General features: G+C 38.6%; 26 protein-coding genes. 14 read left to right on the plus strand and 12 right to left on the minus strand.

Going from position 1 to position 25,404, the window contains the following annotated elements:
- Positions 1-8 precede the first annotated feature (8 nt).
- Positions 9-2,423, plus strand: coding sequence for an endopeptidase La (gene lon, locus ACHJH3_RS05340; protein ID WP_407063891.1), 2,415 nt, complete (start codon positions 9-11; stop codon positions 2,421-2,423).
- A gap of 261 nt (positions 2,424-2,684) precedes the next feature.
- Here the strand turns inward: lon and ACHJH3_RS05345 are convergent, their stop codons facing one another.
- From ACHJH3_RS05345 to ACHJH3_RS05375, 7 genes are all read right to left on the minus strand, one after another.
- A complete protein-coding gene (locus ACHJH3_RS05345; RefSeq protein WP_407063892.1) occupies positions 2,685-3,791 on the minus strand; it encodes an alanine racemase in 1,107 nt (368 codons plus the stop codon).
- A gap of 125 nt (positions 3,792-3,916) precedes the next feature.
- Entirely contained in the window at positions 3,917-4,177 is a 261-nt protein-coding gene (rpsR, locus tag ACHJH3_RS05350) for a 30S ribosomal protein S18 (RefSeq protein ID WP_169942306.1), read from the minus strand.
- A 20-nt stretch (positions 4,178-4,197) separates the two neighbouring features.
- Positions 4,198-4,764, minus strand: coding sequence for a single-stranded DNA-binding protein (locus tag ACHJH3_RS05355; protein WP_407063893.1), 567 nt, complete (start codon positions 4,762-4,764; stop codon positions 4,198-4,200).
- A 9-nt stretch (positions 4,765-4,773) separates the two neighbouring features.
- Positions 4,774-5,160, minus strand: coding sequence for a 30S ribosomal protein S6 (gene rpsF / locus ACHJH3_RS05360; RefSeq protein WP_407063894.1), 387 nt, complete (start codon positions 5,158-5,160; stop codon positions 4,774-4,776).
- Positions 5,161-5,244: 84 nt separating this feature from the next.
- Entirely contained in the window at positions 5,245-6,231 is a 987-nt protein-coding gene (holA, locus tag ACHJH3_RS05365; RefSeq protein WP_407063895.1) for a DNA polymerase III subunit delta, read from the minus strand.
- Positions 6,224-8,146 (minus strand): RNB domain-containing ribonuclease, encoded by a 1,923-nt coding sequence (locus tag ACHJH3_RS05370; RefSeq protein ID WP_407063896.1) that lies wholly within the window; start codon positions 8,144-8,146, stop codon positions 6,224-6,226. Before ACHJH3_RS05370 ends, holA begins: the two co-directional genes overlap by 8 nt.
- A complete protein-coding gene (locus tag ACHJH3_RS05375; protein WP_407063897.1) occupies positions 8,143-8,961 on the minus strand; it encodes an HDOD domain-containing protein in 819 nt (272 codons plus the stop codon). The genes ACHJH3_RS05370 and ACHJH3_RS05375 overlap by 4 nt, the downstream gene beginning before the upstream one ends.
- Positions 8,962-9,110: 149 nt before the next feature.
- Between ACHJH3_RS05375 and ilvC the strand changes: the two genes are divergently transcribed.
- Genes ilvC through ruvX form a run of 4 tightly spaced genes read left to right on the plus strand, consistent with a single transcriptional unit; the run spans position 9,111 to position 12,569 of the window.
- On the plus strand, positions 9,111-10,133 hold the full coding sequence (ilvC, locus tag ACHJH3_RS05380) for a ketol-acid reductoisomerase (protein WP_407063898.1): 1,023 nt from the start codon (positions 9,111-9,113) through the stop codon (positions 10,131-10,133).
- 2 nt (positions 10,134-10,135) lie between these two features.
- Positions 10,136-11,437 carry a divergent polysaccharide deacetylase family protein gene (locus tag ACHJH3_RS05385; protein ID WP_407063899.1) on the plus strand — a complete coding sequence of 434 codons (1,302 nt, stop codon included), beginning with the start codon at positions 10,136-10,138 and terminating at the stop codon, positions 11,435-11,437.
- Positions 11,434-12,198: a DNA-processing protein DprA gene (dprA, locus tag ACHJH3_RS05390; RefSeq protein WP_407063900.1), complete on the plus strand. Its 765-nt coding sequence runs from the start codon at positions 11,434-11,436 to the stop codon at positions 12,196-12,198. The genes ACHJH3_RS05385 and dprA overlap by 4 nt, the downstream gene beginning before the upstream one ends.
- The gene (ruvX, locus tag ACHJH3_RS05395) at positions 12,195-12,569 is read left to right on the plus strand and encodes a Holliday junction resolvase RuvX (protein ID WP_407063901.1); all 375 of its coding nucleotides are present in this window, start codon (positions 12,195-12,197) and stop codon (positions 12,567-12,569) included. The genes dprA and ruvX overlap by 4 nt, the downstream gene beginning before the upstream one ends.
- Here ruvX and ACHJH3_RS05400 read toward each other — a convergent pair.
- The 5 genes from ACHJH3_RS05400 to hemW all read right to left on the minus strand — a co-directional run bounded on the left by ACHJH3_RS05400 (position 12,564) and on the right by hemW (position 16,992).
- Positions 12,564-13,148 carry a hypothetical protein gene (locus ACHJH3_RS05400; RefSeq protein ID WP_407063902.1) on the minus strand — a complete coding sequence of 195 codons (585 nt, stop codon included), beginning with the start codon at positions 13,146-13,148 and terminating at the stop codon, positions 12,564-12,566. The genes ruvX and ACHJH3_RS05400 overlap by 6 nt on opposite strands.
- Positions 13,149-13,609: 461 nt before the next feature.
- Positions 13,610-14,647 carry a tRNA preQ1(34) S-adenosylmethionine ribosyltransferase-isomerase QueA gene (gene queA / locus ACHJH3_RS05405; RefSeq protein ID WP_407063903.1) on the minus strand — a complete coding sequence of 346 codons (1,038 nt, stop codon included), beginning with the start codon at positions 14,645-14,647 and terminating at the stop codon, positions 13,610-13,612.
- Complete coding sequence (gene tatC, locus ACHJH3_RS05410) at positions 14,622-15,413, minus strand: twin-arginine translocase subunit TatC (protein ID WP_407063904.1); 792 nt, start codon at positions 15,411-15,413, stop codon at positions 14,622-14,624. Before tatC ends, queA begins: the two co-directional genes overlap by 26 nt.
- Positions 15,413-15,874 (minus strand): Sec-independent protein translocase protein TatB, encoded by a 462-nt coding sequence (gene tatB, locus ACHJH3_RS05415; protein ID WP_407063905.1) that lies wholly within the window; start codon positions 15,872-15,874, stop codon positions 15,413-15,415. The genes tatC and tatB overlap by 1 nt, the downstream gene beginning before the upstream one ends.
- A 65-nt stretch (positions 15,875-15,939) precedes the next feature.
- A complete protein-coding gene (gene hemW / locus ACHJH3_RS05420; RefSeq protein ID WP_407063906.1) occupies positions 15,940-16,992 on the minus strand; it encodes a radical SAM family heme chaperone HemW in 1,053 nt (350 codons plus the stop codon).
- A gap of 142 nt (positions 16,993-17,134) precedes the next feature.
- Between hemW and ACHJH3_RS05425 the strand changes: the two genes are divergently transcribed.
- The 9 genes from ACHJH3_RS05425 to cmoA are packed head-to-tail and all read left to right on the plus strand — an operon-like array spanning position 17,135 to position 25,348.
- The gene (locus tag ACHJH3_RS05425; RefSeq protein ID WP_169942334.1) at positions 17,135-17,602 is read left to right on the plus strand and encodes an RNA pyrophosphohydrolase; all 468 of its coding nucleotides are present in this window, start codon (positions 17,135-17,137) and stop codon (positions 17,600-17,602) included.
- A complete protein-coding gene (locus tag ACHJH3_RS05430; protein WP_172197646.1) occupies positions 17,602-18,801 on the plus strand; it encodes an aspartate kinase in 1,200 nt (399 codons plus the stop codon). The genes ACHJH3_RS05425 and ACHJH3_RS05430 overlap by 1 nt, the downstream gene beginning before the upstream one ends.
- On the plus strand, positions 18,798-19,340 hold the full coding sequence (locus ACHJH3_RS05435; protein ID WP_407063907.1) for a HobA family DNA replication regulator: 543 nt from the start codon (positions 18,798-18,800) through the stop codon (positions 19,338-19,340). Before ACHJH3_RS05430 ends, ACHJH3_RS05435 begins: the two co-directional genes overlap by 4 nt.
- A gap of 5 nt (positions 19,341-19,345) precedes the next feature.
- Positions 19,346-19,966, plus strand: coding sequence for a DNA polymerase III subunit delta' (locus ACHJH3_RS05440; RefSeq protein ID WP_407063908.1), 621 nt, complete (start codon positions 19,346-19,348; stop codon positions 19,964-19,966).
- Complete coding sequence (folP, locus tag ACHJH3_RS05445) at positions 19,963-21,111, plus strand: dihydropteroate synthase (RefSeq protein WP_407063909.1); 1,149 nt, start codon at positions 19,963-19,965, stop codon at positions 21,109-21,111. Before ACHJH3_RS05440 ends, folP begins: the two co-directional genes overlap by 4 nt.
- On the plus strand, positions 21,104-23,041 hold the full coding sequence (gene ligA / locus ACHJH3_RS05450) for an NAD-dependent DNA ligase LigA (RefSeq protein WP_407063910.1): 1,938 nt from the start codon (positions 21,104-21,106) through the stop codon (positions 23,039-23,041). The genes folP and ligA overlap by 8 nt, the downstream gene beginning before the upstream one ends.
- Before the next feature lie 30 nt (positions 23,042-23,071).
- Positions 23,072-23,797, plus strand: a complete 726-nt coding sequence (tlyA, locus tag ACHJH3_RS05455) for a 23S rRNA (cytidine-2'-O)-methyltransferase TlyA (RefSeq protein WP_407063911.1) — start codon at positions 23,072-23,074, stop codon at positions 23,795-23,797.
- Positions 23,763-24,647: a bifunctional riboflavin kinase/FAD synthetase gene (locus ACHJH3_RS05460; protein ID WP_407063912.1), complete on the plus strand. Its 885-nt coding sequence runs from the start codon at positions 23,763-23,765 to the stop codon at positions 24,645-24,647. The genes tlyA and ACHJH3_RS05460 overlap by 35 nt, the downstream gene beginning before the upstream one ends.
- Entirely contained in the window at positions 24,644-25,348 is a 705-nt protein-coding gene (gene cmoA / locus ACHJH3_RS05465; protein ID WP_170018441.1) for a carboxy-S-adenosyl-L-methionine synthase CmoA, read from the plus strand. Before ACHJH3_RS05460 ends, cmoA begins: the two co-directional genes overlap by 4 nt.
- Positions 25,349-25,404 lie beyond the last annotated feature (56 nt).

The raw sequence follows: 25,404 nt of genomic DNA on the forward strand, positions 1-25,404 counted from the left end.
AGATAAATTTGCAGATAAACGAATCAAAAACATTTCCCGCAGAGCTTCCTATAATCGTTGAAGACGAGCTATTTTTATATCCATTTATGATAACTCCGCTATTTTTAAGCGATGATGAAAATTTATCCGCTTTAAATTTGGCTATAGAAAACCAAAGCCAAATTTTAGTAGCTCCGACAAAGCCTCAAAATGAAGGCGCGCGCGACTTTGAAGGAATTTATGATGCGGGTGTTATTGGGACTATCATGCGCAAGGTTCCTTTGCCTGACGGAAGAGTCAAAATTCTCTTTCAAGGCATGAGTAAGGGTAGGGTTGTCCTTGAGTCTAAAGGCAAGCCTTTAAGAGCTACAGTGGATATCATCCATGAAAAGCGCCCGACAGCCGTAAAAAGCGATGCGCTCGTAACCGTGCTTCGCGAAAAAGTGCGTGATCTAGCTGCGCTTAGCCATTTTTTCCCGCCTGATTTGCTAAAAACTATCGAAGAAAGCGTTGAGGTAAGCAGAGTGTGCGATCTGGTTTTAAGCTCGCTTAGACTTAAAAAACAAACCGCATATGAGTTTTTCATAGAGGAAAATTTAGAGCAAAAACTACTTAAACTAATCGACTTTATCATCGAAGAGATAGAAGCTAATAAGCTTCAAAGAGAGATTAAAAGCAAGGTTCATTCGCGTATCGATAAGGTAAATAAAGAGTATTTTTTAAAAGAGCAGCTAAAGCAAATTCAGCAAGAGCTAGGTAGCGATACGACTCGCGAGGAAGAGATCGAAGAGTATCGAAAAAAGCTTGAGAAAAAGAAGAAATTTATGGGCGAGGATGCTTATAAGGAGATTAAAAAGCAGATAGACAAGCTTGGTAGGATGCATCCTGATTCTGCCGATGCGAACACTATACAGAGCTATCTTGACTGGGTTATAGAAGTGCCTTTTGAAAATATAGCCAATAAAAAATCAAGCGTTGCCGAAGTAAGTAAACATCTAAACACCGATCACTATGGACTTGAAAGACCAAAAGCTAGGATTGAGGAATATTTCGCTTTGCGTGAGCTTTTGGAGCTTAGAGGAGTTGCCGATAAGGTGAATAACGGAGCTATTTTGTGCTTTGCAGGACCTCCGGGAGTGGGTAAAACCAGCCTTGCAAATTCCATCGCAAAAGCGCTTAAAAGAGAGCTGGTGCGCGTAGCACTAGGCGGGCTTGAGGACGTAAATGAGCTTAGGGGGCATAGAAGAACTTATATAGGAGCGATGCCAGGGCGCATAGTGCAAGGTCTCATAGAGGCTAAGCAGATGAATCCTGTGGTAGTGCTTGATGAGATAGATAAAGTAGGCAGAAGTTTTCGCGGCGATCCTACGGCGGTTTTGCTTGAAATTTTAGACCCTGAGCAAAATAATAAATTTAGAGATTATTACTTAAATTTCAATATCGATCTAAGCAAAGTAGTATTTGTAGCTACCGCAAATGATGTTGGGTCGATACCGCCTGCGCTTCGCGACAGGATGGAATTTATCCAACTTAGTTCATATACCCCGCAAGAGAAATTCGAGATAGCTAAAAAATATCTCATTCCTCAAGAGCTAAAAAAGCATGGACTTAAACCAAGCGAGGTAAGTTTCGGAAAAGATGTGCTTAAACTTATCATAAGCGACTATACCAGAGAAAGCGGTGTGCGAAATTTGCGAAGAAGGCTTGCCGATATATTTAGAAAAGCGGCTAAAAAACTGCTTATGGACAGTAGTTTAAGTAAGGTAAGTATCACGACTAAGAATTTAAATGAATTTTTGGAAAAAAAGGTCTTTGAAATAGAGCTTGCCGACAAGGTTGATCAGGTAGGGCAGGTGAATGGTCTAGCTTGGACGAGCGTGGGTGGGGATGTGCTGAAGATCGAAGCTATAAGGATACAAGGCAAAGGCGCTATGCAAGTGACGGGCTCTCTTGGAGAAGTGATGAAAGAGAGCGCGTATATCGCATTTAGCCTTGTTAAAGTTCTAATAGATGAGAAGAAGCTAAAAGTACCTGCTAAGATAATCCCAAATTTAGCTGAAGATAAGAAAAAACCGACCGTAAGCGACGTGTATAGAAGATATGATCTGCATATTCATGTTCCCGAAGGAGCAACTCCAAAAGATGGACCGAGTGCCGGTATCACGATGGTAACGGCTATTGCCTCTATACTAACCGATACAAAAGTAAAAAGCGATGTGGCTATGACGGGTGAGATCACGCTAAGCGGCAGAGTGCTGCCTATAGGAGGGCTTAGAGAAAAGCTTATCGCGGCACATAAGGCGGGTATAAAGACGGCGATAATCCCTCGCAAAAATTATGAGCGCGACTTAGACGATGTGCCAAACGATGTAAAAACCGACGTGAAGATCGTTGCTGTTGATACGATAGAGGATGTTTTAAAGGTCGCTTTGGTCTTAAAATAAATTTTATGAAGTCTTGCTAGAAAAGGCAAGACTTCGTTTATGTTGTTGATTTAACTAGTAGCTGAGTAAAATTTTATACTTTTGTATATTGTATTTTTGCTCTAGTTTAAAATTTCCCGCATAATTAATTCATGCTTCTCTTGTTTATCTATGGTAATAAATTCTACTTTATTTATTTTTTGCATATGATACAAATTTACATAAATATAATTAACAATATTTTTGGATTATGATTTATTCTTTTATGATCTATGATTAAATTTAGTAAATTTTACCCCTGCAGCTCACCTTTATTTTGTCCACAACTTGCCCATCTTCAATTAAATAAGCAAATTCATATAAATTTACGACAGGACAGATGTGGTTTGGGTAAATTTCAATCTTATCCCCTATATTAAGGCTATCTCTTAAATTTTTATCATAGATTATGGCATGCTCGTCATAGACGGAGTCAATCCATACGTCAGTTCCTTTTATCTTGCCAAGTCCCGGTGTAGCTACAAATCCTACGGTGCGTCTTTGCTGGGTTAGACCCTTTGCTCCTACATCGGTTATCACGCGTTTGTCTGTAGGCTTGCTGATGATAGTCGTAAGCACGGTAGCTGCATTCATGCTAAAGTCGCCGTAAGCCATGGCTTGAGATGCGTCCATAAAGATATAAGTTCCAGGCCTTATCTCTGTTATGCCTTTTAGTATCTCAAAATCATTAATCAGCGAAGGCGTAGATCCGATACTTACTATCTCGGCTGGCAAATTTAGCTCGCTAGCGATAGACGCAAATTCAAGAGTGCGCTTTTGGCTTTTTAAGTGAATCTGCTCACACTCTTTTTTATTAGTAGCTTTGTATGAGTGACCGTCGTGTGAAAATATGCCTTTGAAATTTATATTTTTGCAAATTTTAAGATGGTTTATAAGAGCTGCAAAATCTTCTTTTTCTATTACTCCTGAGCGATTTTCACCGACTTCTATTTCTATTAACACATTGGCTTTGGCGCTAAATTTTTCAAATGTAGTTTGAACTAAATTTGATTGCTCGATACTGTCTATGCCAAAGCTTAAATTTATGCCGTCTTTTGTGAGTTTTATGATTCGCTCAAATTTTTCATCGCCTGCTATTTCATTTGCTATAAATATATCTTTAAGCCCATTTCTAGCCATCACTTCGGCTTCACCTACTTTAGCCACAGTTATGCCTTTAGCTCCAAATTTTTCTTGAAGCTTAGCGAAATACTGCATTTTGTGAGTTTTAGTATGAGGACGCAAATTTACTTTGTGTTTTTCTGCATACTCTTGCATTTTTTGCAAATTTTGCATTACGATTTTTTTATCTATTATTAAAGCAGGTGTTGGAATTTCATGAAGTCGCATATTATCTCCTTGAATAGAGTAAGGAAATTATACTACGTAAATATTGATAAAGTTTATGAAATTGAAGAAATTAAAAGTGAAATTTAAATATATAAAAAGATAAAAGCCCTAAAAAGGGCTTTGTATTATAGACCCTCGAAAGGATTTGTAACTACGTTGTCGCGATCTACTATGTAAGGTATAAATGCCGCGTGTCTCGCCCTTTTGATAGCTTGTTCTACCATTTCTTGGTGCTTTTTGCAGTTGCCTGTAAGACGTCTTGGCATTATTTTAAAACGCTCTGAAAGAGAGTATTTTAAAAGCGTTGTGTCTTTGTAATCTATAAAATCAACTTTTGCTTCACAATATTTGCAATATTTTCTTGAATATTTTCTTTTCTCTGCCATAATTAAATCCTAATCCTTAATTAAAATGGTATTGTCTCGTCGCTGTCGTATTTGTCAGCATCAACATCTATATCTTGAATTTTATCGTTGTAATCATCTTGCCTTGGTTGCCTATTGTAGCTTTGCTGGTTTTGGGCTCTTGAGGCATTATGGCTGTTTGTGTTTTGGCTATATCCCTGGTTGCTGTAGCTTTGATTGCCATAGCCGCTACTTTGTCCGTAATTAGCTTGTTGATTACTGTTTTGATTAAATCCGCCTTGTTGTCCTGAACCGCCTAGCATCTCCATATTTTCAACGCTTACGCTATGTTTGCTTCTGTTTTGACCGTTATTGTCCGTCCACTGATCAAACTTTAAGCGACCCTCAACTAGAAGTTTTGAGCCTTTTGAAAGATATTGGTTTGCTATTTCAGCCTGTTTGCCAAAAAATGTAATATCGATGAAGCAGGTTTCTTCACGTTTTTCGCCGTTTGCGGTAAATTTTCTAGTAACGGCTATAGAGCTGTTTCCTATTGCCGCTCCAGCTGTTGTGTATCTAAGCTCGATATCTCTTGTAAGATTTCCTACTAAAACGACTTTATTAAACATTTTTCGTCCTTATACTTCCTGTGATGGAGTCTCTTCAGCTTTTGGTTTTGGTTCTTTTTTGCTTTGCTTGATACCTTTGCTTAGTCTTTCCCAAGCCGCAACTTCTTTTTTGTTCTCAAATTTCACTGTTAAGAATTTGATGATGTCTTCATTGATTCTTATGATACGCTCAACTTCTGCAATCGCAACTGTAGGGGCTGTAAAATAAGCTACAAAAAATACGCCGCGCTCGTGTTTTTTAACAGTATAAGCAAGCTTTCTTGTGCCAAGCGATAGCAAAGACGTAATCTCTGCACCATTTTTTGTAAGGATTTCTTTTATGAAATCAACTTTTGCGCTTACCTCTTCTTCTGTCAAGGTAGGCTTAAATACGAATAAAAGTTCGTAATGCTTCATTAATTCTCCTTGTGGGTATTAAGCTCGCATGCGAGCAAGGGGATGTCCGTTTAAAGACAAGGACTGATTTTATCTTTTTTTTACTTAATATTTGCTGTTTTTATGGATTAAATTTTGCATAGAGATAAGTGAGGATAATAAAAAATGCGTTTTATCAAGCTTTGCATTGGTCTTTATCTCAAATTCCATTAAATTTAAGGCCATAAAAATTTCTTTATATGTTTTTAAATTTATGCTCAAACATTGCTTTTTAAGCTCGTTTGCGATGTTTGGAGGCGGTGTGTAACCAAGAGTTTCTTTGATATCGAATTTTCCGTTTATCTTTATGAAGCTATGCAGTTTAAACAATCTAAAAAATGCTCTATAGAGTGAATTTATAAATAGCATTTCGTTAAAATTTCCATCGTCTGCGCATGAGAAAAAATCCTGCCTGATGTCTTTTAAATTTATAAATTTATCAAAAAAGTCATCAAAACTTATGCTTGAAAGCGAAAATACCAAATTTCTGACCGTATTTTCATTTATCGGCTCATTTAGGCTTGCAAGCTTGTTTAGTTCGCTTGCGGCTAAATATAAATTTTCGTTGTGAATTCTATAAAGCTCAAAAAGAGCGTTTTTGGTTATGTTTAAATTTACCTTGCCTGCTTGCCTGCTTAACAGAGTTACGGCTTCATCAGGCGAATTTGGCTTAAAAAATCTAGCGAAATTTACGCCGAATGCTTTTTGCGTATCAAAGGTTATCTTTGTGTCCGCTTCGTAAAATTCATATATAAAAGCGCCACCGTTTTTGCAAGCTTCGATTAAAATTTTAAGCTCTTTTGAAGGGATTTTTTTGTCGCTTTTTATGTGTAGCAAAGCCTCGTCGCCAAAAAGCGAAGGTTCGCAAAGATGTGATTTGGCAAGGTTAAAATCATACTCGTCATAGTAAAGGCTGAGCAAATTTAGCCCTTCAAATTTGGCTAAAATTTCCTTCGCAAATAGCTCTATTTGATACTCATCCGCTCCAAAAAGCAGAAATGTATTTGGAAATTTTGGACTTTGCAGTAGTCCTTCAAGCTCTCTTCTATACATCGATTTTTTTAATTACCCTACCGAAAATTTCACCGCTTGCTATGTCTGCATCGGTAATTTCTATGATAAGTTTTTGAAGCAGCTCGGCAGAATATGAGTTTAAAAATATTCTTGCGCCTTTTATTTCATCGTCAAGCTTTGCGACAAGCATATTTTGATTTTCGCTTACGTAAGCCTTAAACCTCTGTCCGATACGTTCTTTTGCCCATCTGGCAAATTTCCTATCCATAAAGTCGTATGCCACTTTATCAGCTTCTCGCTCAAGTTCGCTTAAATTCGCACAAGTGCTTTCGATGTTTAAAAGCAGGTAGTTAAAAAGCTTTTTGTCATCTTTCATTTTCGCTTTAAGCAAGCGGTGCAAAGTAAGATCCGAGTAGCGGCGAATCGGGCTTGTAAAGTGAGTATAGCGATCAAACCCAAGCCCGAAGTGTCCTAAATTCTGAGCTGAGTATTCGGCCTTTTTTTGAGCTTTTATGATCAGCTTATCTATCTCTTCGCGGTTGCCCATAGCGTCTGCTTGGGCTTGAATTTTGCGTATCAGGTTGGCTAAATCGCTTTCGTATGTGAAGTCAAATCCAAGAGCGGCTAAATCCTGAAGTAAATTTTCTATCTTTCTGATATCCGGCGCTCCGTGATTTCTAAAAACTCCTACGCCATCTATTAGCTTTGCCGCGGCTTTGTTGGCTAAAAGCATGCAGTCTTCAACAAGCCTATGGGAGTTTGAGTCGGTTTCAAAACGGGTTGAAAGAAGCTTGCCTTCATCATCAAGGCTCATTCTAAGCTCCTGTGTTCTAAAATCAAATGCGTTTTTAAGCCTTTTTGCACGTAAATTTGATGTTAGCTCAAAAAGCGGCTTTATCCAAGATATCTCGCTTGTCCTTTTGTCTTCTAAAATTTCATCGATTTCGTCGTAGTTGAATCGCTTTTTAGAATTTATAATAGCTTCAAAGAGCTCTTCGCCAACGACATCTAAATTTTTATTAAGTTTGATCTTAAAACAAAACGCAAGCCTTGTTACGTTCGGTTTAAGCGAGCAGATGTTTTCACTTAGGCTTCTTGGCAACATAGGTATGGCGATATGTGGAAAATATATCGAAAATCCACGTGATTTAGCCTCTTTGTCAATTGCCCCGTAGCTGCTTACGTATTCGCTTACATCGGCGATCGCGACGTAAATTTCTAAATTTTTCTCATCAAAATATATCGCGTCGTCAAAGTCTTTAGCATCAATGGGATCAATAGTGCAAAACTCAAGCTCGCTTAGATCAACTCTGCTTGGATACATGCTAGCATCGACGCTATCTCCCCAAGATGTAGCTTCAAGTTCGCTCGCTTCGCTAAATTTATCGTTTTTATTATAGATCGCAAGTGAAATTTTCTCATCCGAAAAAGGATCGTTGATATTGCCTATAACTTCGGTAATCTCGTTGTTAAGATTATTTATCTTAAGCAGAGTTCCTATAGGCAGTGCTTTTAGTGATTTCTGAGTAGCTTTTAAGGATAAGCTAAGCCCTGTTTTTAAATTTACTCCTAAAATAGCTTGACCAAAATGCTTGGTATAAACCACACTCGTTTCGTTGGCTAATTTTAAAGTAAGAACGACCTTTGCGCTTTGACGTTTTTTCTTAAGAGGAAGCAGTTTGGCTAAGACGATATCGCCGTAGTGAGAGTTGTTTAAATTTTTATTTTCTATTAATATGTCTTGTTTAAATCTCTTATCAAATGGTATCAAAAATCCTGTGCCGTTTGAGCTTATGTCAAGCTTGCCGCAAACAAAACCGTTATTAAGATAAAATTTGTCGTTGTGAGAGGTTATGGCGCCTAAATTCAGGAGATTTCTAAGCGTTTCTTTGTGTTCGCTTGAAATCTCCTTCCCGTTTAATCCATCAAGTAGTTTGGTTAAAAATTCTTTCACAAATTAGCTTTTACTTTAGCCACGGCTTCTAAAAACTTATCGTGGGCAAAGCCGTATTCGTCTAGGAAAGGAAGAGTGTTTTGAATGCTTTCGTCATCAAGCTGATGGAAGATATTTACTGCATTTTTTACTATTCTTAAAGCTACGGAGTAAGGCTTGATATGTTCAGGAGCATCTTCAGGAGAATTTGAATAAAAGATAGAATCAACAAGCTCGGTCTCAAGATTCCACTGTTCAAATATCTTAGCCGTTACAATTTCGTTTGATATGTCTAAAATTTCGTTTTCAAGCTCTGAAAGATCAAAAGGATTTGAAATTTCCTTAAGCATATCTTTGAAGTATTTAGCTTTCCCAATCTCAACCATTTCATTGGACAATACTATTTTGCCTACTTCAAGCATAAAAGAAGCGGGAGAAAGTATATTTAAGGCTCTTGGATTTATCTTAGAGTACCAGTTATACATAAGAGCATTTTGCATAATTGAGATGTTTAAAAAATCCTGACTTGTGATATCGTATGGGTCAAGATCTATCTTAAAGCTCTTTTTTACCGCACTTGATAGTGCAAAACCTCGAATCGTAGCCATTCCAAATAGTGAAACCGCTCTTGAGATAGTGGTTATCTCGCGACTAAAGCCGTAAAGCGGAGAATTTGCCGAACGCAATATGTTTGCCGTAAGCATGGGGTCTTTTTCTATTATTTGAGCAAGATCTCCTATTGATCCTTCCTCGTCTGCACATACTGCCTGAATTTTTATAACCGTATCATCAAGTGGCGGTAGTGCTTTAATGTGTTTATATATTGATTGATTCATAATTTCACGCTTTAAAGTTGAATTTGATTTTGGGCATTTTACACTAAATGGCTTTTTAAAAAACTTAAATCGTAAATTTGATTTTGTTTCAGTGACATTTGAGTTGGTTGATTGTATAATCTCGCAAATTTTATCTCAAAGGAGAAAATATGGCGGTAAATATATACTATGATAAAGATTGCGATTTAAGTCTTATTAGAAGTAAGACGGTTGCCGTGATAGGCTTTGGATCCCAAGGACACGCACACGCTGAAAATTTAAGAGATAGTGGCGTAAAAGTAGTAATAGGTCTTGCAAAGGGCGGAAAAAGCTGGGCTAAAGCAGAGGCCAAAGGCTTTGAGGTAAAAACCGTTAGTGAGGCTTCAAAAATGGCCGATGTGATTATGATTTTAACTCCAGATGAGATGCAAGCTGAAATTTTTTATAACGAGATCAAACCAAATTTAAGCGAGGGCAATGCGATAGCTTTCGGACATGGATTTAACGTTCATTTTGGACAGATCAAAGCTCCTGAAGGAGTTGATGTCATAATGATAGCTCCAAAAGCGCCTGGTCATACCGTAAGAAGCGAATTTGTAAAAGGCGGTGGAATTCCTGATCTGATAGCGGTTGAGCAAAACGCTTCAGGACAAGCAAAAGAGCTTGCTTTAAGCTATGCAAGCGCTATAGGCGGAGGAAGAACTGGCATCATAGAAACTACGTTTAAAGACGAAACCGAAACCGATCTCTTTGGCGAGCAAGCTGTGCTTTGCGGTGGACTTTGTGCATTGGTAAATGCAGGCTTTGAAACTCTGGTTGAGGCGGGCTATGAGCCTGAGATGGCTTATTTTGAGTGTCTTCACGAGCTAAAGCTCATCGTTGATCTTATGTATCAAGGCGGAATGGCGGATATGCGCTACTCTATCTCAAATACTGCCGAGTATGGCGATTATGTAAGCGGAACAAGAGTCGTAAACGAAGACAGTAAAAAGGCTATGAAGGAAATTTTAAAAGAGATTCAAAACGGCAAATTTGCAAAAGACTTCATCCTTGAGCGCAAAGCGGGATACGTAAGAATGAATGCCGAGCGCGGAATTGCCGAAAGAAGCTTGCTTAATCAAACCGGCAAGAAGTTAAGAGCTATGATGCCTTGGATAAGCGCAGGTAAAATCGTAGATCAAAGCAAAAATTAAAATTGAGTCCTAAAACAAAGAAAAAAACTACCAAAAAGCGCACCGTAGCTAAAAATACTAAAAGCGTTAAGAAAAAAGAGCAAAAGAGCGCTTTTTGGGGTTATCTTAAAATCATTATCGTATGCCTTATCGTAGGAGCTCTTACCTACGCGGCTTTGTCTTATATCTACTCAAATAAAGATAGCCAAAACACTATAAAAAAAATAGAAAAGTATCTTGATAAACAAAGCGTCAAAAAAGACCCACCGGCAAAAGAGCCTGCCGTCAAATTTGAGCCTAAAACAGAATCAAAAATCGAGCCTAAAATCAGTGTTGAGCCAAAGATAAAACCTAAAACTCAAAACGAAGTAAAGCCGGAGATAAAATCAGAAGCTGTCAAGCAAGACGGTACTTTAAATGAAATAGATAGCAGCACACCGGAGACAAAAATAGCTCCTAAAGAACAACAAGAATTTTATCCACCTGAAATTCCTGATGAAAAGCCTGCTAAAAAAGGCTCTATACATATAGAAGTGTTTGATAAAGACGGAGCCAAGCAAGATGAGCGCAGAGTTGGTGAAGTGCCCAAGAAGCAACCTCCTCAAAGGAAGACAAAAGAGCCCGAATCCTCTTTAGATACCAGTAAAGCTCAGGTGCTAAACGGCACAAAGAAGCAATTTGGCAAACCAAAGCTGGTAATCATAATAGACGATGTTGCTCACAAACATCAAGTAGATGCGATAAAATCAATCAAACTAAAGCTTACTCCGTCGTTTTTCCCTGCCACTAAAGATCATCCCGATACCCCAAAGCTTGCGAAAAAATTCAGCTTTCATATGATTCACTTGCCGCTTCAGGCTAAAAATTTTAAAGGTGAGGAGATAGATACTTTAAGAGTGGATGACGGCTATGAGAAAATTTTAAACCGACTTCAGGCGATTAAGCGCGATTTTCCTAATTTGATATATATAAACAACCATACAGGCAGTAAATTTACAAGCGATTTTGATGCCATGGATAGGCTTATGAGAGCTGTTAAACATGAGAATTTGATATTTGTCGATAGTAAAACGATAGCCAATACAAAAGTCGCAGCCGCAGCCAAAAAGCACTCCATGCCCTATATCTCAAGGGATGTGTTTTTAGATCACGAAGACAGCAAGGCCGCTATAACAAAGCAGCTAAAATACGCCGTTGCGCTTGCCAAGAAGCATAGTAGAGCTATAGCTATAGGACATCCTTATAAAAACACTATGGATGTTTTGAAAAACAGCTCAGAGATACTAAAAGATGTAGAGGTTGTTTATCTAAAGGATATTTTGTGAATTTTTTAAGTGAGCTTCCTCCTCAGCTAAATAGACTTAAAAAACCTCCAAAAAAGCTTTATTATAAGGGAAATTTAGAGCTTTTAAAGCTTCCAATGGTATCGATAGTGGGCTCAAGAAGAGCAAGCGTATATACCAAAAACTGCGTTTTAAATTTAGCTAAAACTCTCTCAAATTCCGGAATTTGCGTAGTAAGCGGAGCGGCTTTGGGTGTGGATATCAAGGCTCATGAAGGAGCCTTTCCAAACACGATAGCCGTTTTTGGCAACGGACTTGATATAGTCTATCCAAGAGCGAATTTAAAAGCCATAGAGCGAATTTACGGCTCTTGCCTTGCTTTAAGCGAGTATGATTTCTCTACTCCTGCTGCTGCGCATAGGTTTTTGGAACGAAACCGAATAGTTGTAGCGCTAAGCAAGGCTTTGGTTGTCGCGCAAGCCGATCTTAAAAGCGGCTCCATGCAAAGTGCAAGGATGGCTCAAGAGCTTGGAGTTAAAATTTACGTCTTGCCTCAGCGACTTGGCGAAAGTGATGGCACAAATGAGCTTTTGGCTTGTGGCAAAGCCGAGCTTATAAATGATTTTGATGAATTTACCTCTAAATTTACAACGAATTTGCCTAAAGCAAAAGATGAAATTTTGGATTTTTGCAAAAATGGAGCGAATTTGGATGAAGCATTGGCTAAATTCGGAGATAAAATTTATGAGTATGAACTATTTGGAAAGCTTGTCATATCAGGACTTAGAGTGAGTTTGGCATGAGCGTAGTTGCTATAGATGTGGGGTTAAAACGCATAGGCGTAGCGCTTGGAGTAGGTGGTGTAGTAATGCCTCAAAAGCCGATTCTAAGAAAAAATCGCAATCAAGCGGCTCGCGACGTGAGTGCCGTTTTATCAGAGCTTAACGCAAAGACTTTAGTCGTAGGAGTGCCTCTTGGCGGAAGTAGCGAAGATGAGATGAGAAGGCGCATAAGCCACTTGGTATCACTTCTAAATTTTAGCGGCGAGATAGTCTATGTAGATGAAGCCATGAGCAGCTTTGAGGCAAGCGAAATTCATAAAAGTTCCGCAAAAGACGGAAGGCTTGATAGTATAGCCGCGATGATTATTTTAAAGCGCTATTTGAATTTATAAAGTTATAAGTGTATTTCGTTTACCGCTTAAGCGGTAGTTTTGTATATTGTTTAAGATATTAATTAAAACATCGGGCGTATAAGGCTGAGGCAGGTATTGTATATAAATTTTAGAGTCTAGCTTGTATTGGTACTTGTTATTTTTTATTATAACCATAGCTATGTTTTTATCTACAAAAAAAGACTCTATCTCTTTAAATGCGGCGGTATTAATTATAGCTGATTGTATAAACACTATATCTGGATTAAAAATAACGTCTTCTATATGGCGTTTAATGATTCTCCAATCTCCGCTTGGCTTTACCTCTACCCCTATAAGCTCCAAGTCTTTTTTTAGTATTTTGAAAGCGTGAGAGTTGTTTTCTGCTATTAAAGCCTTTATATTATTGTTTTTGTTTATTTTTACATTATCTAGAGTGTTTGATTTTGTATCTGATAATTGCATTGTGATATTTGTGGAAATTTTAATAGAATTTGCTGTGTCAAAGTCAAATTTAATGTCGGATCGATTTTGAACGGCAAGTTTTCTTGCCAGGTTTAAAAATTTTCGACTCTCTTTGTTCATTTTAACATGGATCATATTTGCCGTCCTATAGTCTTTTGCAAAATTATTGTCGGACCAAATCGAAATTGTAAATTTAACATGCTCTTTATGGTAGCTACTTAATAGAAATTTTATAATTATAGTTGATTCCGATGTATTAAGTAGCATTATTTGAGCCATAGCATCGGTTAGTTTAATAATATTTGAGGAGTCTATATTAAAAATTCTAGGATAGTTCATGTTATAGTCGAAAATAACATAATTACAATTCTTTTTTCCGTCCTCGTGAATAGAGTACATCAAAAAAAATAGGCTACTTAATAGATCTGTCTGCCTAGGTCTATTTTTTTCAAAGTGAGTAAAATACTCTTCCTGTTTCTCGGATATTTTTATTCGTTTATAATTAATGGTTTTACCAAATCCTTTTGAGAACAAAAAATAGATTGCTAAGGCAGTAATATAAACAAAAAATAAGACTATAAAAAGATAGCTGATATTCATATTATAAGCATCCCATCGCCGTAAGAGTAAAATTTATATCTGTTTTCTATGGCGGTCTGATAAATTTGCATAGTCTTATCAAGCCCTATGAAGCTACTTACGAGCATGATTAGCGTTGATTTTGGCAGGTGAAAATTTGTAAGCAAGTAGTTTTGGCGAATTGGCTTGTTGTTAAGGTTTAAAAACAGCTTGCAAATTCCGCTAGGTTTTTTGCTTCTTGCAAACTCTTCAATGCATCTTGTAACAGTCGTTCCGATGCCTAAAATCGGTTTATTTGAGTTGATAAGCTCTTGAGTTTGACTTGGAATTTCATAAAATTCTCCGTGCATTTTATGATCGTTTATATTTTCGCTCTCCACGCTTTTAAAGGTTCCCGCGCCTATATGAAGGGTTATAAAGCTTATATCATGGCTTTTTTTAAGCTCTTTTATCATCTCGTCGCTAAAGTGCAGGCTTGCCGTAGGAGCTGCGACTGCACCGTGATGCTTTGCAAATATACTTTGATACCAGCTCTCATCGTCTTTGTTATCGGCTCTTTTTATATAAGGCGGAAGCGGAACATGTCCGATCTTTTCAAGCAAACCAAATAGCTCGTTTGTGCTTAAAATTTTATCATCTTGGCTAAATTTAACAACCCTTGTTCCATCTTCAAAAATTTCAAAAACCGTAGCCTTTAAATTCGCGTCAAATTTTATCTGCGTTCCGGCTTTTACCTTGCCACGTATATAAACGCTAAATTTATCATCGTGAAGCGCAGCGTTAAGTAGCACTTCGCTTGCCCCGCCGCTATCCTTGTGTCCTAAAATTCTAGCTTTTATCACTTTAGTATCGTTAAAGACGATATCGCATTGGGGTAAAATTTCATGAAGGTTTTTAAATTTAAGATGATGAATTTTATCTTTTTCCCTCTCATAAACAAGCAGTTTCGCATCCTCTTTGGGCAGAGTGGGGCGATCTGCTATGAGTTCGGCGGGCAAGTGATAATCATAGCTGCAAAGTGCGTTGATATCAGTCGCCATTGTAGTATATTTCATCATCGTCTTCTTCTACGACATGCTTCTTCTTTGGCTCTTGCTTCTCTTCTTCTTCGATTTTGGCAGGATTTATTTTTTTGGCTATAAATATCGATAGTCCGTAAAGTCCGATGAGCGGAATCGCCATTAGAAACTGGCTGATGATATCAGGAGGAGTCATGATGGCTGAGAAGATAAATATAATAACTATCGCGTATCTGAATGAATTTTTAAGCATCGCATCATCTACAAGCCCAAGTTTTGCCAAGAAAAAGGTAATGACGGGAAGCTCAAAAGCTATGCCAAAAGCTATTAAAAGCTTAGTAAAAAACCCCACATACTCACCGATACTAGGAAGTGCGGTAAATAACTGTCCGCCAAAATTTATAAGAAAGTTAAATCCGATAGGAATCACTACGTAATAGCAAAACGCAGCCCCCATGAGAAACATAAAAGTAGCCGATAGGACAAACGGAATTACGTATTTTTTCTCGTTTTCGTAAAGTCCCGGTGCTACAAATAACCAAAACTGCCAAAAAATAACCGGCAAAGAGAGCATAAATCCCGAGAAAAACCCGACTTTCATCGCAGTAAAAAACGGCTCTTGCACCTGAGTGAAGATGATGTTGCTTCCTGCGGGAAGTGCGTTTTTAAGCGGAGCGGTCATAAGAGCAAGGATTGGATTCCAAAAGCTAAAACATACTACAAACATCACGATTACACTCATAACGCTTATAAAAAGCCTCTTTCTAAGCTCTACTAAATGTGGTTTTAACTCTTCAAACATTACACCTCTTTTTTCTCTTCGGATTTTATTGCAGTTACGCTATCATCGCCTTTTGCTTCGGATTTTTGTTCTGTGCTTGAGTTTAAAATTTTATCTTTTATCATCTCTTTTGGATTTTTTATACTTTCGATATCTTTTTTGATTGAATTTAAATTTTCGCTAAGCCCGCCCGTAACGTCGCTAACTCCTTTTTTGATCTCGTCAAGCTCTTCAAAGGTAAGTTTTTTGCGTACACTTTGGGTTGTTTGGGTAAAACTCTCTTTGTATTTTCTGGCATCCTCTTTTAGCTCTTGAATTTTTATCTCTTGATCGAAATTCGCCTTAGCGTCGTTTATGGTTTTTTTGAATGTTTTAAAAAATTTCGCTATCTCGACCATGGTTTGAGGAAGCTTTTCAGGCCCCAAGAAAAGCACTGCAATAACGGCTATCATGATGATTTCAGGTAGGCTCATACCAAACATTTTTTATCCTGATTTTTTAGTTTAAGTCAGGCATTTTATCAGGTTTTATCTCAAATTTGCATAAATTAACCGATTATAAACAAAGAAATTTCATCGGCCAACAAGAAATTTTTAACTTTATATCGCCCGTTTTTGAAGTTAAGCTTTCTTGTCTTGCGTAAAATTTCAGCTTTTTGTAGTTGAAGCGGTGCTAGATCAAGGGCGTCTATACCGACTACGCTTCTTGCTCCAAGAAAAATTCGTTCCGTTTGCAACTCGTCTTTGCTTAAAAATTCGGTCTGTTTACTAATGGGATTTTTGATATATTGGCTTAAATTTGCACTTCCGTAAAATCTAACATTCTTCATAAAACCAACCGCATAAGCTCCTACGGCAAGATAGTTTTTGCCTTGCCAATAGCCAAGATTGTGTCTGCAAATTTGACCGAAATTTGATATTTCGTATTGTTTTAAACCTATGTTTTCAAGCTCGTTTATTAAAAATTTAGCAAGTCTTGGGCTGTCTTTTTGATAGCTTGTCTTTTTATAAAACGGAGTATTTTTTTCAAGCGTTAAAGAATACGCGCTAACATGTGAAATGTCTAAATTTTTGATATTTTGAGCTTCCGTTAATAGGCGTTTTTTAGTGTCAAATTTTGTGCCATAAATAAGATCTACATTGATATTTTTAAAGCCTGCGATTTTGGCATTTTGGACGGCTTCGTAAACCTGCCTGGAATCGTGGCTGCGACCAAGAAATTTAAGCTTGTCTTCAAAGAAGCTTTGAGCTCCGAAGCTCATGCGATTTACGCCAAGTGAGCGCATAAATTTAAGCCATGTTAAATCTGCGGAATTTGGATTGGCTTCGCTGGTTATCTCGCAGTTTGAAGTTAAAAATGGAGCTAATTCTTTAAATAACGGCTCGTAAAATTCCGCACTAACAGCACTTGGAGTACCGCCGCCTATAAAAACGCTTTCGATCTCGCCTTGAGCAACATTAAATTTCTTAATTTGCGTGCGCAAATCAACTATCATCGAATGAAAATAATCGCTTACTAGGTTTTGCTTGCCCGTAACGGAACCAAATGCGCAGTAAGGGCATTTACTTTCACAAAATGGAATGTGTATGTATAAAAGCATGATCCTCTTTAATCTAAAATTTTCGCAATTGTAACAAATCTCGTTTTAAATTCCTTGCGATAGCTGAAAATGGCGATTTTAAAGCTTCATATAAACTCTTTTAAGTTAAAATCTAACAAAATTTTTATTTTAGGTTTAGTTTATGCAAAAAAGCTACAGATCAAATGTCGCCGCCGTTGTTTTGGCTGCTACATATCCTTTTGATTGTAGGGTTTTTATAGCTCAAAGATGTGATTTGCAAGGTGTTTGGCAGTTTCCTCAAGGAGGAATCGACGAGGGGGAAAACCCTAAAGAGGCGCTTTTAAGAGAGCTTAAAGAAGAGATAGGCACAAATGAGGTTGAAATTTTGTGCGAGTATCCGGAGTGGCTTAGTTACGACTTCCCGCCAAACGTCTTAAAAGCCAAGAGATACCCTTATGACGGACAAACTCAAAAATACTTTTTAGTAAAGCTAAAAGCAGGTGCTAAAATAGATATCAAAACCAAAATTCCGGAATTTAATCAATATAAATTCGTCCATGCCAAAGAGGCTTTAAACGATATAAACCATTTTAAAAAGCCGATTTATAGCAAGGTAATGGGATATTTTAAAGAGAAAGGATTTATCTAATGCTAATCGTTCAAAAATACGGAGGCACGAGTGTAGGAACGCTTGAAAGGATAGAATCGGTCGCCAAAAGAGTGATAGAGACTAAAAAAAGCGGTGCTGATGTCATAGTCGTAGTTTCGGCAATGAGTGGCGTAACAAATCAACTAATCGAATACGCAGAGCACTTCACCAAGCATCCTGATGATATAGCTATGGATATGCTTTTAAGCTCAGGCGAGCGCGTTACCTGCGCACTTCTTACGATAGCTATCAATAATATGGGCTATAAGGCGGTCGGCTTAACGGGCAGGCAAGCTGGCATCATTACCGATGAAGTGCATACTAAAGCGCGAATCGAAATGATAGACACAAGTCGGATGAAAGAGGAGATAAAAGAGGGCAAGATAATAGTAGTAGCGGGCTTTCAAGGTATAGATAAAAATGGAAATGTAACCACGCTAGGACGTGGCGGAAGCGATCTAAGCGCAGTTGCCATAGCAGGAGCTTTGGATGCCGATCTGTGTGAAATTTACACTGATGTGGATGGAGTTTATACTACCGATCCTAGGATAGAAAGTAGAGCCAAAAAGCTTGATAAGATAAGCTATGACGAGATGCTTGAACTTGCAAGTCTTGGAGCTAAGGTGCTTCAAAATCGCTCGGTTGAGCTGGCTAAAAAATTAAACGTAAATTTAGTTACAAGAAGTAGCTTTAATAACAACGAAGGAACATTAATAACAAAGGAAGAGAATATGGAAGCAGTTTTAGTAAGCGGTATAGCACTTGATAAAAACCAAGCAAGAGTTACTCTAAGAGGTGTCGTGGATAAGCCGGGCATAGCTGCTGAAATTTTCTCGGCTCTTGCTGAAAAAAATATAAATGTCGATATGATAATCCAAAACGTAGGGCAAGACGGAACTACGAATTTAGGCTTTACGGTGCCTCAAAACGAGCTTGAGGTAGCCAAAGAGTGCGTGGATAAATTAGCCGCGGCAAAACACGTAGAATACAGCGAAAATATAGTCAAGGTTTCCGTAGTCGGAGTAGGTATGAAAAGCCACAGCGGCGTAGCTTCGCTTGCTTTTAGAACGCTTGCGGATGAGGGCATAAATATACAAATGATCTCGACAAGTGAGATAAAAATTTCCGTTATTGTCGATCAAAAATACGGAGAACTGGCAGTTCGCGCACTACATCAAGCATATAAGCTGGATAAATGAGCGATTTTATAAAGTGGACGTTGGAAGCGATCAGAGAACAAGGATCGCTAATGAGCTGGATGGAAGAAAGGCGCACGGAATGGACGCCTCTGCTTGCATCCAAGCTTAAATTTTTGCTTGAAGGGCGAACCTTTATCATGATAACCGATCATGACAGAAGCTGGTTTGAGAGATATTTTCTTAAAAATATAAACAAGCCTACAAATTCTCGCCCGATATTGCCGTTTATGTCGCTTAGAGCTATCTATCCTTCCTTTGATGTTATTAGCTCAAAAGAGGAAATTTCACTGCTTTTAGACATGCTAAGCCTTGCTTTTCCAAATGGATATGTTCTCTTTTATGTCGGAAAAAGCAACGACAAAAGCGCGCAGATAGCCAAAGGCAAGGATGACAGCTACATGTGGCTGTTTGACGAGCAGGCGCAAAACAGCTTTTATCTAAGCTCAAGCGACGAGCTTTTGGATATCAAGCTTTTATCGCTTTATAAACTTTTTGATAAAAGCATTGATGCGGCGCTCTTTGCTAAAGTGATGCTTTAGATTTCATGCATAGCAAGATCGTTATCACGAGTGATTTTGAAGCTTTAAAGGAGGAGCTTTTAAGGCTTTATGATCCAAATTTTTTAAGATTTTTTATAACCGAAGATTTCTTGCTTGAAAATGCAAAAGAGGTCATAGCCGAGGCTTATATCGCAGAAAATAGCGAGAAATTGCTTGTCGTGATGGCTAAAAATTTTCGCATAGAGGCGCAAAATTCACTCCTTAAAATCATAGAAGAGCCTCCTAGAAATATTAAATTTATAATCGCTTGCGAATCTAAAAACATGTTACTTCAAACGATTCGCTCACGTCTAATCACTGAAAATAGGCTTATAAAAAAAGAACGTATAAAAAGCGGGTTAAATTTCGCTCGCCTTGAGTTAAAAGAAATTTATCGCTTCATAGACGAACAAATCGAACTTGAAAGAGCCGACAAGCTCGGTAAAAACGAGCTAAAGGAGCTGATTTCCTCAATTGCTCTAGAGGCTAGCGAAGCGGGAGTTAAGTTTAGCCAAGACGAGCTAAGCTATTTTTACAAGGCGGTTAAGCTTGCGGAGTTAAATACAAAATCACACTCGCTTTTAACGCCGATTTTGCTGATGATATATGAAAAGGGCCGAAAGTGAAAATTTTTAAGATAAATCAAGACACAAATTTTGATGAAATTTGCAAATTTATAAGCCCAAGCAAAGAAGGTCAGGTGATAATGAAAAAAAAGGCGAATCTAAATTTTTTCCTTTTAAAAGATATCCGATCGCCTGCTGCAAACATACTAAAACAAGACGCGCTTAGCATAGGAGCCGAGCTTGTAACGCATAAAGATACGATTTTAAACGGCGAGAACTCAACTGCGCTTTTAATCGCAACCGATGCACAGATAAAAGAGCTTGCAAAAAAAGAAGCTGTGCAGGATTTTGGACTTAAAAATTTGGCTAAATTTTTAAAATCAAGCTTTAAAAAGCCAGCCAGGGCTGAAATTATGGGCGTTGTAAATGTAAATGAAGATAGCTTTAACGCTCAAAGCAGAGTAGATACAAAAAGCGGTATAAAAAAGATAGAAGCGATGATAACAGAAGGTGCTGAGTATATCGATGTGGGCGCGGTTAGCTCGCGTCCGGGCAGTAAATACGTAGGCGCTAAAGTCGAGTTTGAACGACTTAAGGATATCGTGGCTGAAATTTACCGCCTAAATTTGCATGAAAAGGCGAAATTTAGCCTTGATAGCTTTGATGAATACTGCCTTGAATACGCCCTAAATCACGGCTTTAAGATGATAAACGACATAACGGCAGATACAAATTTAGCTATCCTTGCCGTTAAGTACGGCGTACAGTACTGCCTCATGCATATGCAAAACAGTCCTGAAAATATGCAAGAAAGTCCGCATTATAATGATCTACTTGGCGATATAGATAGCTTTTTTGCGGATAAAATCGCTAAAGTGCGCGAGCTGGGATGCGAAGATATCGTGCTTGATGTCGGTGTCGGCTTTGGAAAAACGCCGCAAGATAATTTACTTTTGATAAAGCATTTGGAGCATTTTTTGCACTTTGGCTTGCCTCTTTTGGTCGGTGCAAGCAGAAAGTCCGTCATAAATTTTTATAGTCCAAGCGATGTTAGCAAGCGACTTCCGGGAAGTTTGTATCTGCATCAAAAAGCCTTTGAAAACGGCGCAAGCATAATCAGAACACACGATGTGAGCGAACATGTGCAGATGTTTAAGATGGATGAAGCAATGAGAAATTTAAGCCTTTGGAGCCAAAATGGATAAAAAAGAGTATCTAAAAAGCGTTGATATGCTAAATTTGTGGGCGAAGGCGTATTATGAAGATGACGCTCCGATCGCGACTGATGAGGAGTATGATGAGCTTTATCACAGAGTGCTTGAATTTGAGCGTGCAAATCCTGCTGAAATTTCGATGTTTTCGCCGACCAAGCGAGTTGGCGGCGAGGTAAGCGAGGGCTTTATAAAGGCTGATCACATCGAGCGTATGTGGAGCATGGAGGATATATTTGACGAAGCAGAGCTGGTAGCTTGGCTAAATCGTGGCGATAAGCTCGGGCAAAAATTTGTTATCCAGCCTAAATTTGACGGAGCCAGCCTTAATCTTCTTTACGAAAACAGCGAGCTAAAACGCGCCATAACTCGCGGCAACGGCATAACAGGCGAAGATGTAACGACTAATGCAAAGGTTATTAAAAATATCCCGACAACTATCGCTTATAGCGGCAAGATCGAAATTCGCGGCGAGGTTGTAATCTCAAAAAGCGATTTTGACGAGATAAATTTAGCCCGCATGCAAAGAGGCGAACCTCAGCTTGCAAACCCTAGAAATGCAGCTTCTGGAAGCCTAAGACAGCTTGATAGTAAGATAACGGCAAGCAGACGGCTTCAGTTTCGTCCGTGGGGCTATGGAGCGCAAAATTTATGGCTTAAAAACTACTCTGAGATCATGGAGTTTATCTATTCTCTTGGCTTTGAGCGTGAGGAATTTTTTAAAATTTGCTTTAATCTTGAAGAGATAAAAACCGCTTACAATGAGCTTTTAAATTTGCGCGAAGATAAGCCCTTTATGATGGATGGAATGGTCGTAAGAGTTGATAGCGTAGCTTTTTCAAACGAGCTTGGATACACTGAAAAATTTCCAAAATTTATGGTCGCTTACAAATTTCCTGCGATTGAAAAGACGACAAGACTTGTTGATGTGGCGCTTCAAGTTGGAAGAAGCGGCGTTGTAACGCCAGTTGGCGTGCTTGATGAGGTAAATATCGACGGCGTTAAGGTTAAATCAGCCACTCTTCATAACTTCGATGAGATTAAGCGCCTTGGCGTTATGAAAGGCGATTTTATAAGCATTATCCGCTCAGGCGATGTGATACCAAAGATAACGGGAGTCTTTAAAGAGCGCAGAAGCGGCTGCGAAACGCCGATAGAGCGTCCGCATAACTGCCCGGTTTGCGGTACTATGCTGCTTGATGAAGGGGTTTTTATCAAGTGTCAAAATTTAGAGTGCAAGGCACGCGTCATAAACTCGCTCATTCACTACGCTTCAAAGCGATGTCTAAATATCGACGGGCTTGGCGAAGCTATCGTAAATCAGCTTTTTGAAGCGGGATTTGTAAATAAAATAGCCGATATATACAGGCTTAGTGCAAATGAATTATCAAGTCTTGAGGGCTTTAAGGATAAGAAAATTTCAAATTTGCTAAATGCTATTAATATCGCGCGCACTCCGAATTTACATAGCTTTATAACCGGTCTTGGTATCGAGCATATCGGAGAGGTTGCGGCTAAGAAGATAGCAAGGCAGTTTGGCGACAAGTGGCTAGAGCTTAGCTATGAGGAGCTTATGAGTATTGACGGTTTTGGTGACGCGATGGCTGAGAGCTATGTGGAGTTTATGCAGGTAAATAGATCAAATTTAACAGAACTTTTAAGCTTTGTAACTCCGAAATTTGAGAAATTTGAAGTTAAACAAAGCGATATAAGCGGTAAAATATTTGTGATAACAGGCACGCTTAGTAAGGGTAGAGATGAATTTAAGGCTATTTTGGAAGCTTACGGCGCTAAAGTTTCAGGCTCGGTTTCTAAAAAGACCGATTTTGTTTTAGCAGGAAGCGAGGCAGGAAGCAAGCTTGATAAGGCGCTTGAGCTTGGCGTTAGAGTGATAAGCGAAGAAGAGCTTATGGAGATGCTTTGAGGTTAAATTTAGCCGGTTTTAGGGGTTGTGATGAGGTTTGATCTGTTTGCGGCGCAAAAGCTAAATATCAGCAGAAATAAAGCTAGCGAGCTCATAAAATCGGGCAAAATTTTATTAAATAACAAGACTCAAACCAAGCCGAATTCGCAAGTTAACAACGAGGATAGTATAAATTTGCTTGAAGAGATTTACGTCGGGCGAGGAGCGCTTAAGTTAAAGAGCTTTTTAGAGTATTACAGGCTTGATTTAAATGGAAAAACCGCTCTTGATATCGGTAGCAGCACGGGAGGCTTCGTGCAAATTTTACTTCAAAATCTAGCCGGTAGAGTAACCGCGCTTGACGTGGGCAATAGCCAGCTTGATGAGAGCTTAAAAAACGATATCAGGGTTGAGGTGAAAGAAGATACCGACATAAGAGAATTTGCCCGTGAGGCTAAATTTGAAGATGAAAATATGAAATTTGACGTAGTAACCTGCGATGTGAGTTTCATCTCGGTAGTGCAAATTTTGCCCGATATTTTAAAGGTCGCCAAAAAGGATATAATAATACTCTTTAAGCCTCAGTTTGAGGTGGGGCGTGAAGCTAAGCGCAATAAAAAAGGAGTCGTAACCGATGCCAAGGCTTTATCGCGAGCAAGAGCGAAATTTGAGCTTGCGGCTGCAAATTTGGGCTTGGTATTACGGGAGTGTCGGCAGTGCGAAGTAAGAGGAAAGGAAGGAAATGCCGAATTTTTCTACGCTTTTAACAAAGGATAATATCACCGCCGTTGCTATCGGGCATTTTGACGGGGTGCATCGCGGGCACAGGGAGCTTTTAAATCGCTTAGGCGAATTTGGCGGGCTTGTCGTCATAGATAAAAACAAGGCAAACATCACTCCAAAGCTTAAGCGCGCCGAATACTCGAGATATCCGTGTTTTTTGTATGATTTTAACGCTATAAAAGGGCTTAGCGGAGATGAATTTATAGCTCTTTTGAAAAGAGATTTTAAAAATTTAAAAAAGATAGTCGTGGGGTTTGATTTTAGATTTGGTCGAAACAGGGCGTGGGATAAGTATGATTTGAGGCGAATTTTTGACGGTGAGGTTGATATCGTAGAGGAAGTTTGCTTTGAGGGTATGGGCGTGCATAGCTCTGCGATTCGAGAGTTTATAAGGCAGGGGCAAATTTACGAGGCAAATCTCTTAATAGGGCGCGAATACTCAATCGAAGGAGATGTGATCAAAGGTCAAGGAATAGGGCAAAAAGAGCTTGTACCGACTCTAAATTTGGACGTGAAAAACTATCTTTTGCCTATCGAGGGCGTTTATGCAACTAGAACCAGAATAGGCTATAAGACTTACGGTTCGGTAACTTTTATCGGAAATCGCTTAAGCACGGACGGCAAATTTAGCGTAGAAACTCACGTCATAAACGAAAATATATCAAACGCAAGCCACGTGGCGGTATGCTTTATAAAGCGACTTCGCGGAAATATGAAATTTGCCGATTTAAGCAGTTTAAAAGCGCAGATTAAATTCGACATAAGCGAGGCTTCTAAATTCGTAGGAACCTGTGATCTGTATATAGACGACAAGATGATAAGAGGGGGCGTGGCGCAAAGATGAGAGATGAAATTTTTAAAGAGCCGATAAAAAAGCAGTTTGAATTTGACGCTGCGGTCGCTAGCGTGTTTGACGATATGATAAACCGCTCGGTTCCGCACTATGATATAGCCCAAAGTCTCATTGTCGAATTTCTTGTAAAAACCTTAAAAAAAGAAGCTTTTGTGCTTGATCTTGGCTGCTCTACGGCTTCTACTTTGCTAAGGCTTTATGAGGCGAGAAATGATCTAAATTTGCGTGGTATAGATAACGCAGCCGCCATGCTTGAAAATGCAAACGCCAAGATAAGAGCTTATGGCGCAAATATAACTCTTGAGCTTGCCGATATCTTGGAGTGCGATTTAGGTGTGCAAGATGCGGTGCTGATGAACTATACTTTGCAGTTTATCCGCCCTATAAAAAGACAGGAATTCGTAGGCAAAATTTATGAGAGCCTAAATGAAAACGGAATTTTCGTCTTTAGCGAAAAGATGATATTTGAAGATAAGACATTAAGTAAAAATATCATCGAAATTTACGAAAACTACAAGCTAAATCAAGGGTATTCTAAATTCGAAATCGCTCAAAAGCGAGAAGCTCTTGAAAACGTGCTTATCCCTTATACGGAAGCCGAAAACAGAGAACTTGCTTTAAATGCGGGATTTAAGAGTGTGGAGTGCTTGTTTAGGTGGGCAAATTTCGCCACATTTATAGCATTTAAGTAGTATAAAAATTTCAAACGAATTTTAGTAATTAGCAAGTAAAATACCTCTTAAGAGTT

The organism is Campylobacter canis (assembly GCF_045504005.1).
Classification (GTDB): Bacteria; Campylobacterota; Campylobacteria; order Campylobacterales; family Campylobacteraceae; genus Campylobacter_A; species Campylobacter_A canis.

Bases quoted from the DNA above. Each gene is read 5' to 3' on its own strand.
- ACHJH3_RS05345 (WP_407063892.1), bottom strand. From the start codon at position 3,791: ATGCGACTTCATGAAATTCCAACACCTGCTTTAATAATAGATAAAAAA.
- rpsR (WP_169942306.1), bottom strand. From the start codon at position 4,177: ATGGCAGAGAAAAGAAAATATTCAAGAAAATATTGCAAATATTGTGAA.
- ACHJH3_RS05355 (WP_407063893.1), bottom strand. From the start codon at position 4,764: ATGTTTAATAAAGTCGTTTTAGTAGGAAATCTTACAAGAGATATCGAG.
- rpsF (WP_407063894.1), bottom strand. From the start codon at position 5,160: ATGAAGCATTACGAACTTTTATTCGTATTTAAGCCTACCTTGACAGAA.
- holA (WP_407063895.1), bottom strand. From the start codon at position 6,231: ATGTATAGAAGAGAGCTTGAAGGACTACTGCAAAGTCCAAAATTTCCA.
- ACHJH3_RS05375 (WP_407063897.1), bottom strand. From the start codon at position 8,961: ATGAATCAATCAATATATAAACACATTAAAGCACTACCGCCACTTGAT.
- ilvC (WP_407063898.1), top strand. From the start codon at position 9,111: ATGGCGGTAAATATATACTATGATAAAGATTGCGATTTAAGTCTTATT.
- ruvX (WP_407063901.1), top strand. From the start codon at position 12,195: ATGAGCGTAGTTGCTATAGATGTGGGGTTAAAACGCATAGGCGTAGCG.
- ACHJH3_RS05400 (WP_407063902.1), bottom strand. From the start codon at position 13,148: ATGATCCATGTTAAAATGAACAAAGAGAGTCGAAAATTTTTAAACCTG.
- queA (WP_407063903.1), bottom strand. From the start codon at position 14,647: ATGAAATATACTACAATGGCGACTGATATCAACGCACTTTGCAGCTAT.
- tatC (WP_407063904.1), bottom strand. From the start codon at position 15,413: ATGTTTGAAGAGTTAAAACCACATTTAGTAGAGCTTAGAAAGAGGCTT.
- tatB (WP_407063905.1), bottom strand. From the start codon at position 15,874: ATGTTTGGTATGAGCCTACCTGAAATCATCATGATAGCCGTTATTGCA.
- hemW (WP_407063906.1), bottom strand. From the start codon at position 16,992: ATGCTTTTATACATACACATTCCATTTTGTGAAAGTAAATGCCCTTAC.
- ACHJH3_RS05425 (WP_169942334.1), top strand. From the start codon at position 17,135: ATGCAAAAAAGCTACAGATCAAATGTCGCCGCCGTTGTTTTGGCTGCT.
- ACHJH3_RS05430 (WP_172197646.1), top strand. From the start codon at position 17,602: ATGCTAATCGTTCAAAAATACGGAGGCACGAGTGTAGGAACGCTTGAA.
- ACHJH3_RS05435 (WP_407063907.1), top strand. From the start codon at position 18,798: ATGAGCGATTTTATAAAGTGGACGTTGGAAGCGATCAGAGAACAAGGA.
- ACHJH3_RS05440 (WP_407063908.1), top strand. From the start codon at position 19,346: ATGCATAGCAAGATCGTTATCACGAGTGATTTTGAAGCTTTAAAGGAG.
- ligA (WP_407063910.1), top strand. From the start codon at position 21,104: ATGGATAAAAAAGAGTATCTAAAAAGCGTTGATATGCTAAATTTGTGG.
- tlyA (WP_407063911.1), top strand. From the start codon at position 23,072: ATGAGGTTTGATCTGTTTGCGGCGCAAAAGCTAAATATCAGCAGAAAT.
- ACHJH3_RS05460 (WP_407063912.1), top strand. From the start codon at position 23,763: ATGCCGAATTTTTCTACGCTTTTAACAAAGGATAATATCACCGCCGTT.
- cmoA (WP_170018441.1), top strand. From the start codon at position 24,644: ATGAGAGATGAAATTTTTAAAGAGCCGATAAAAAAGCAGTTTGAATTT.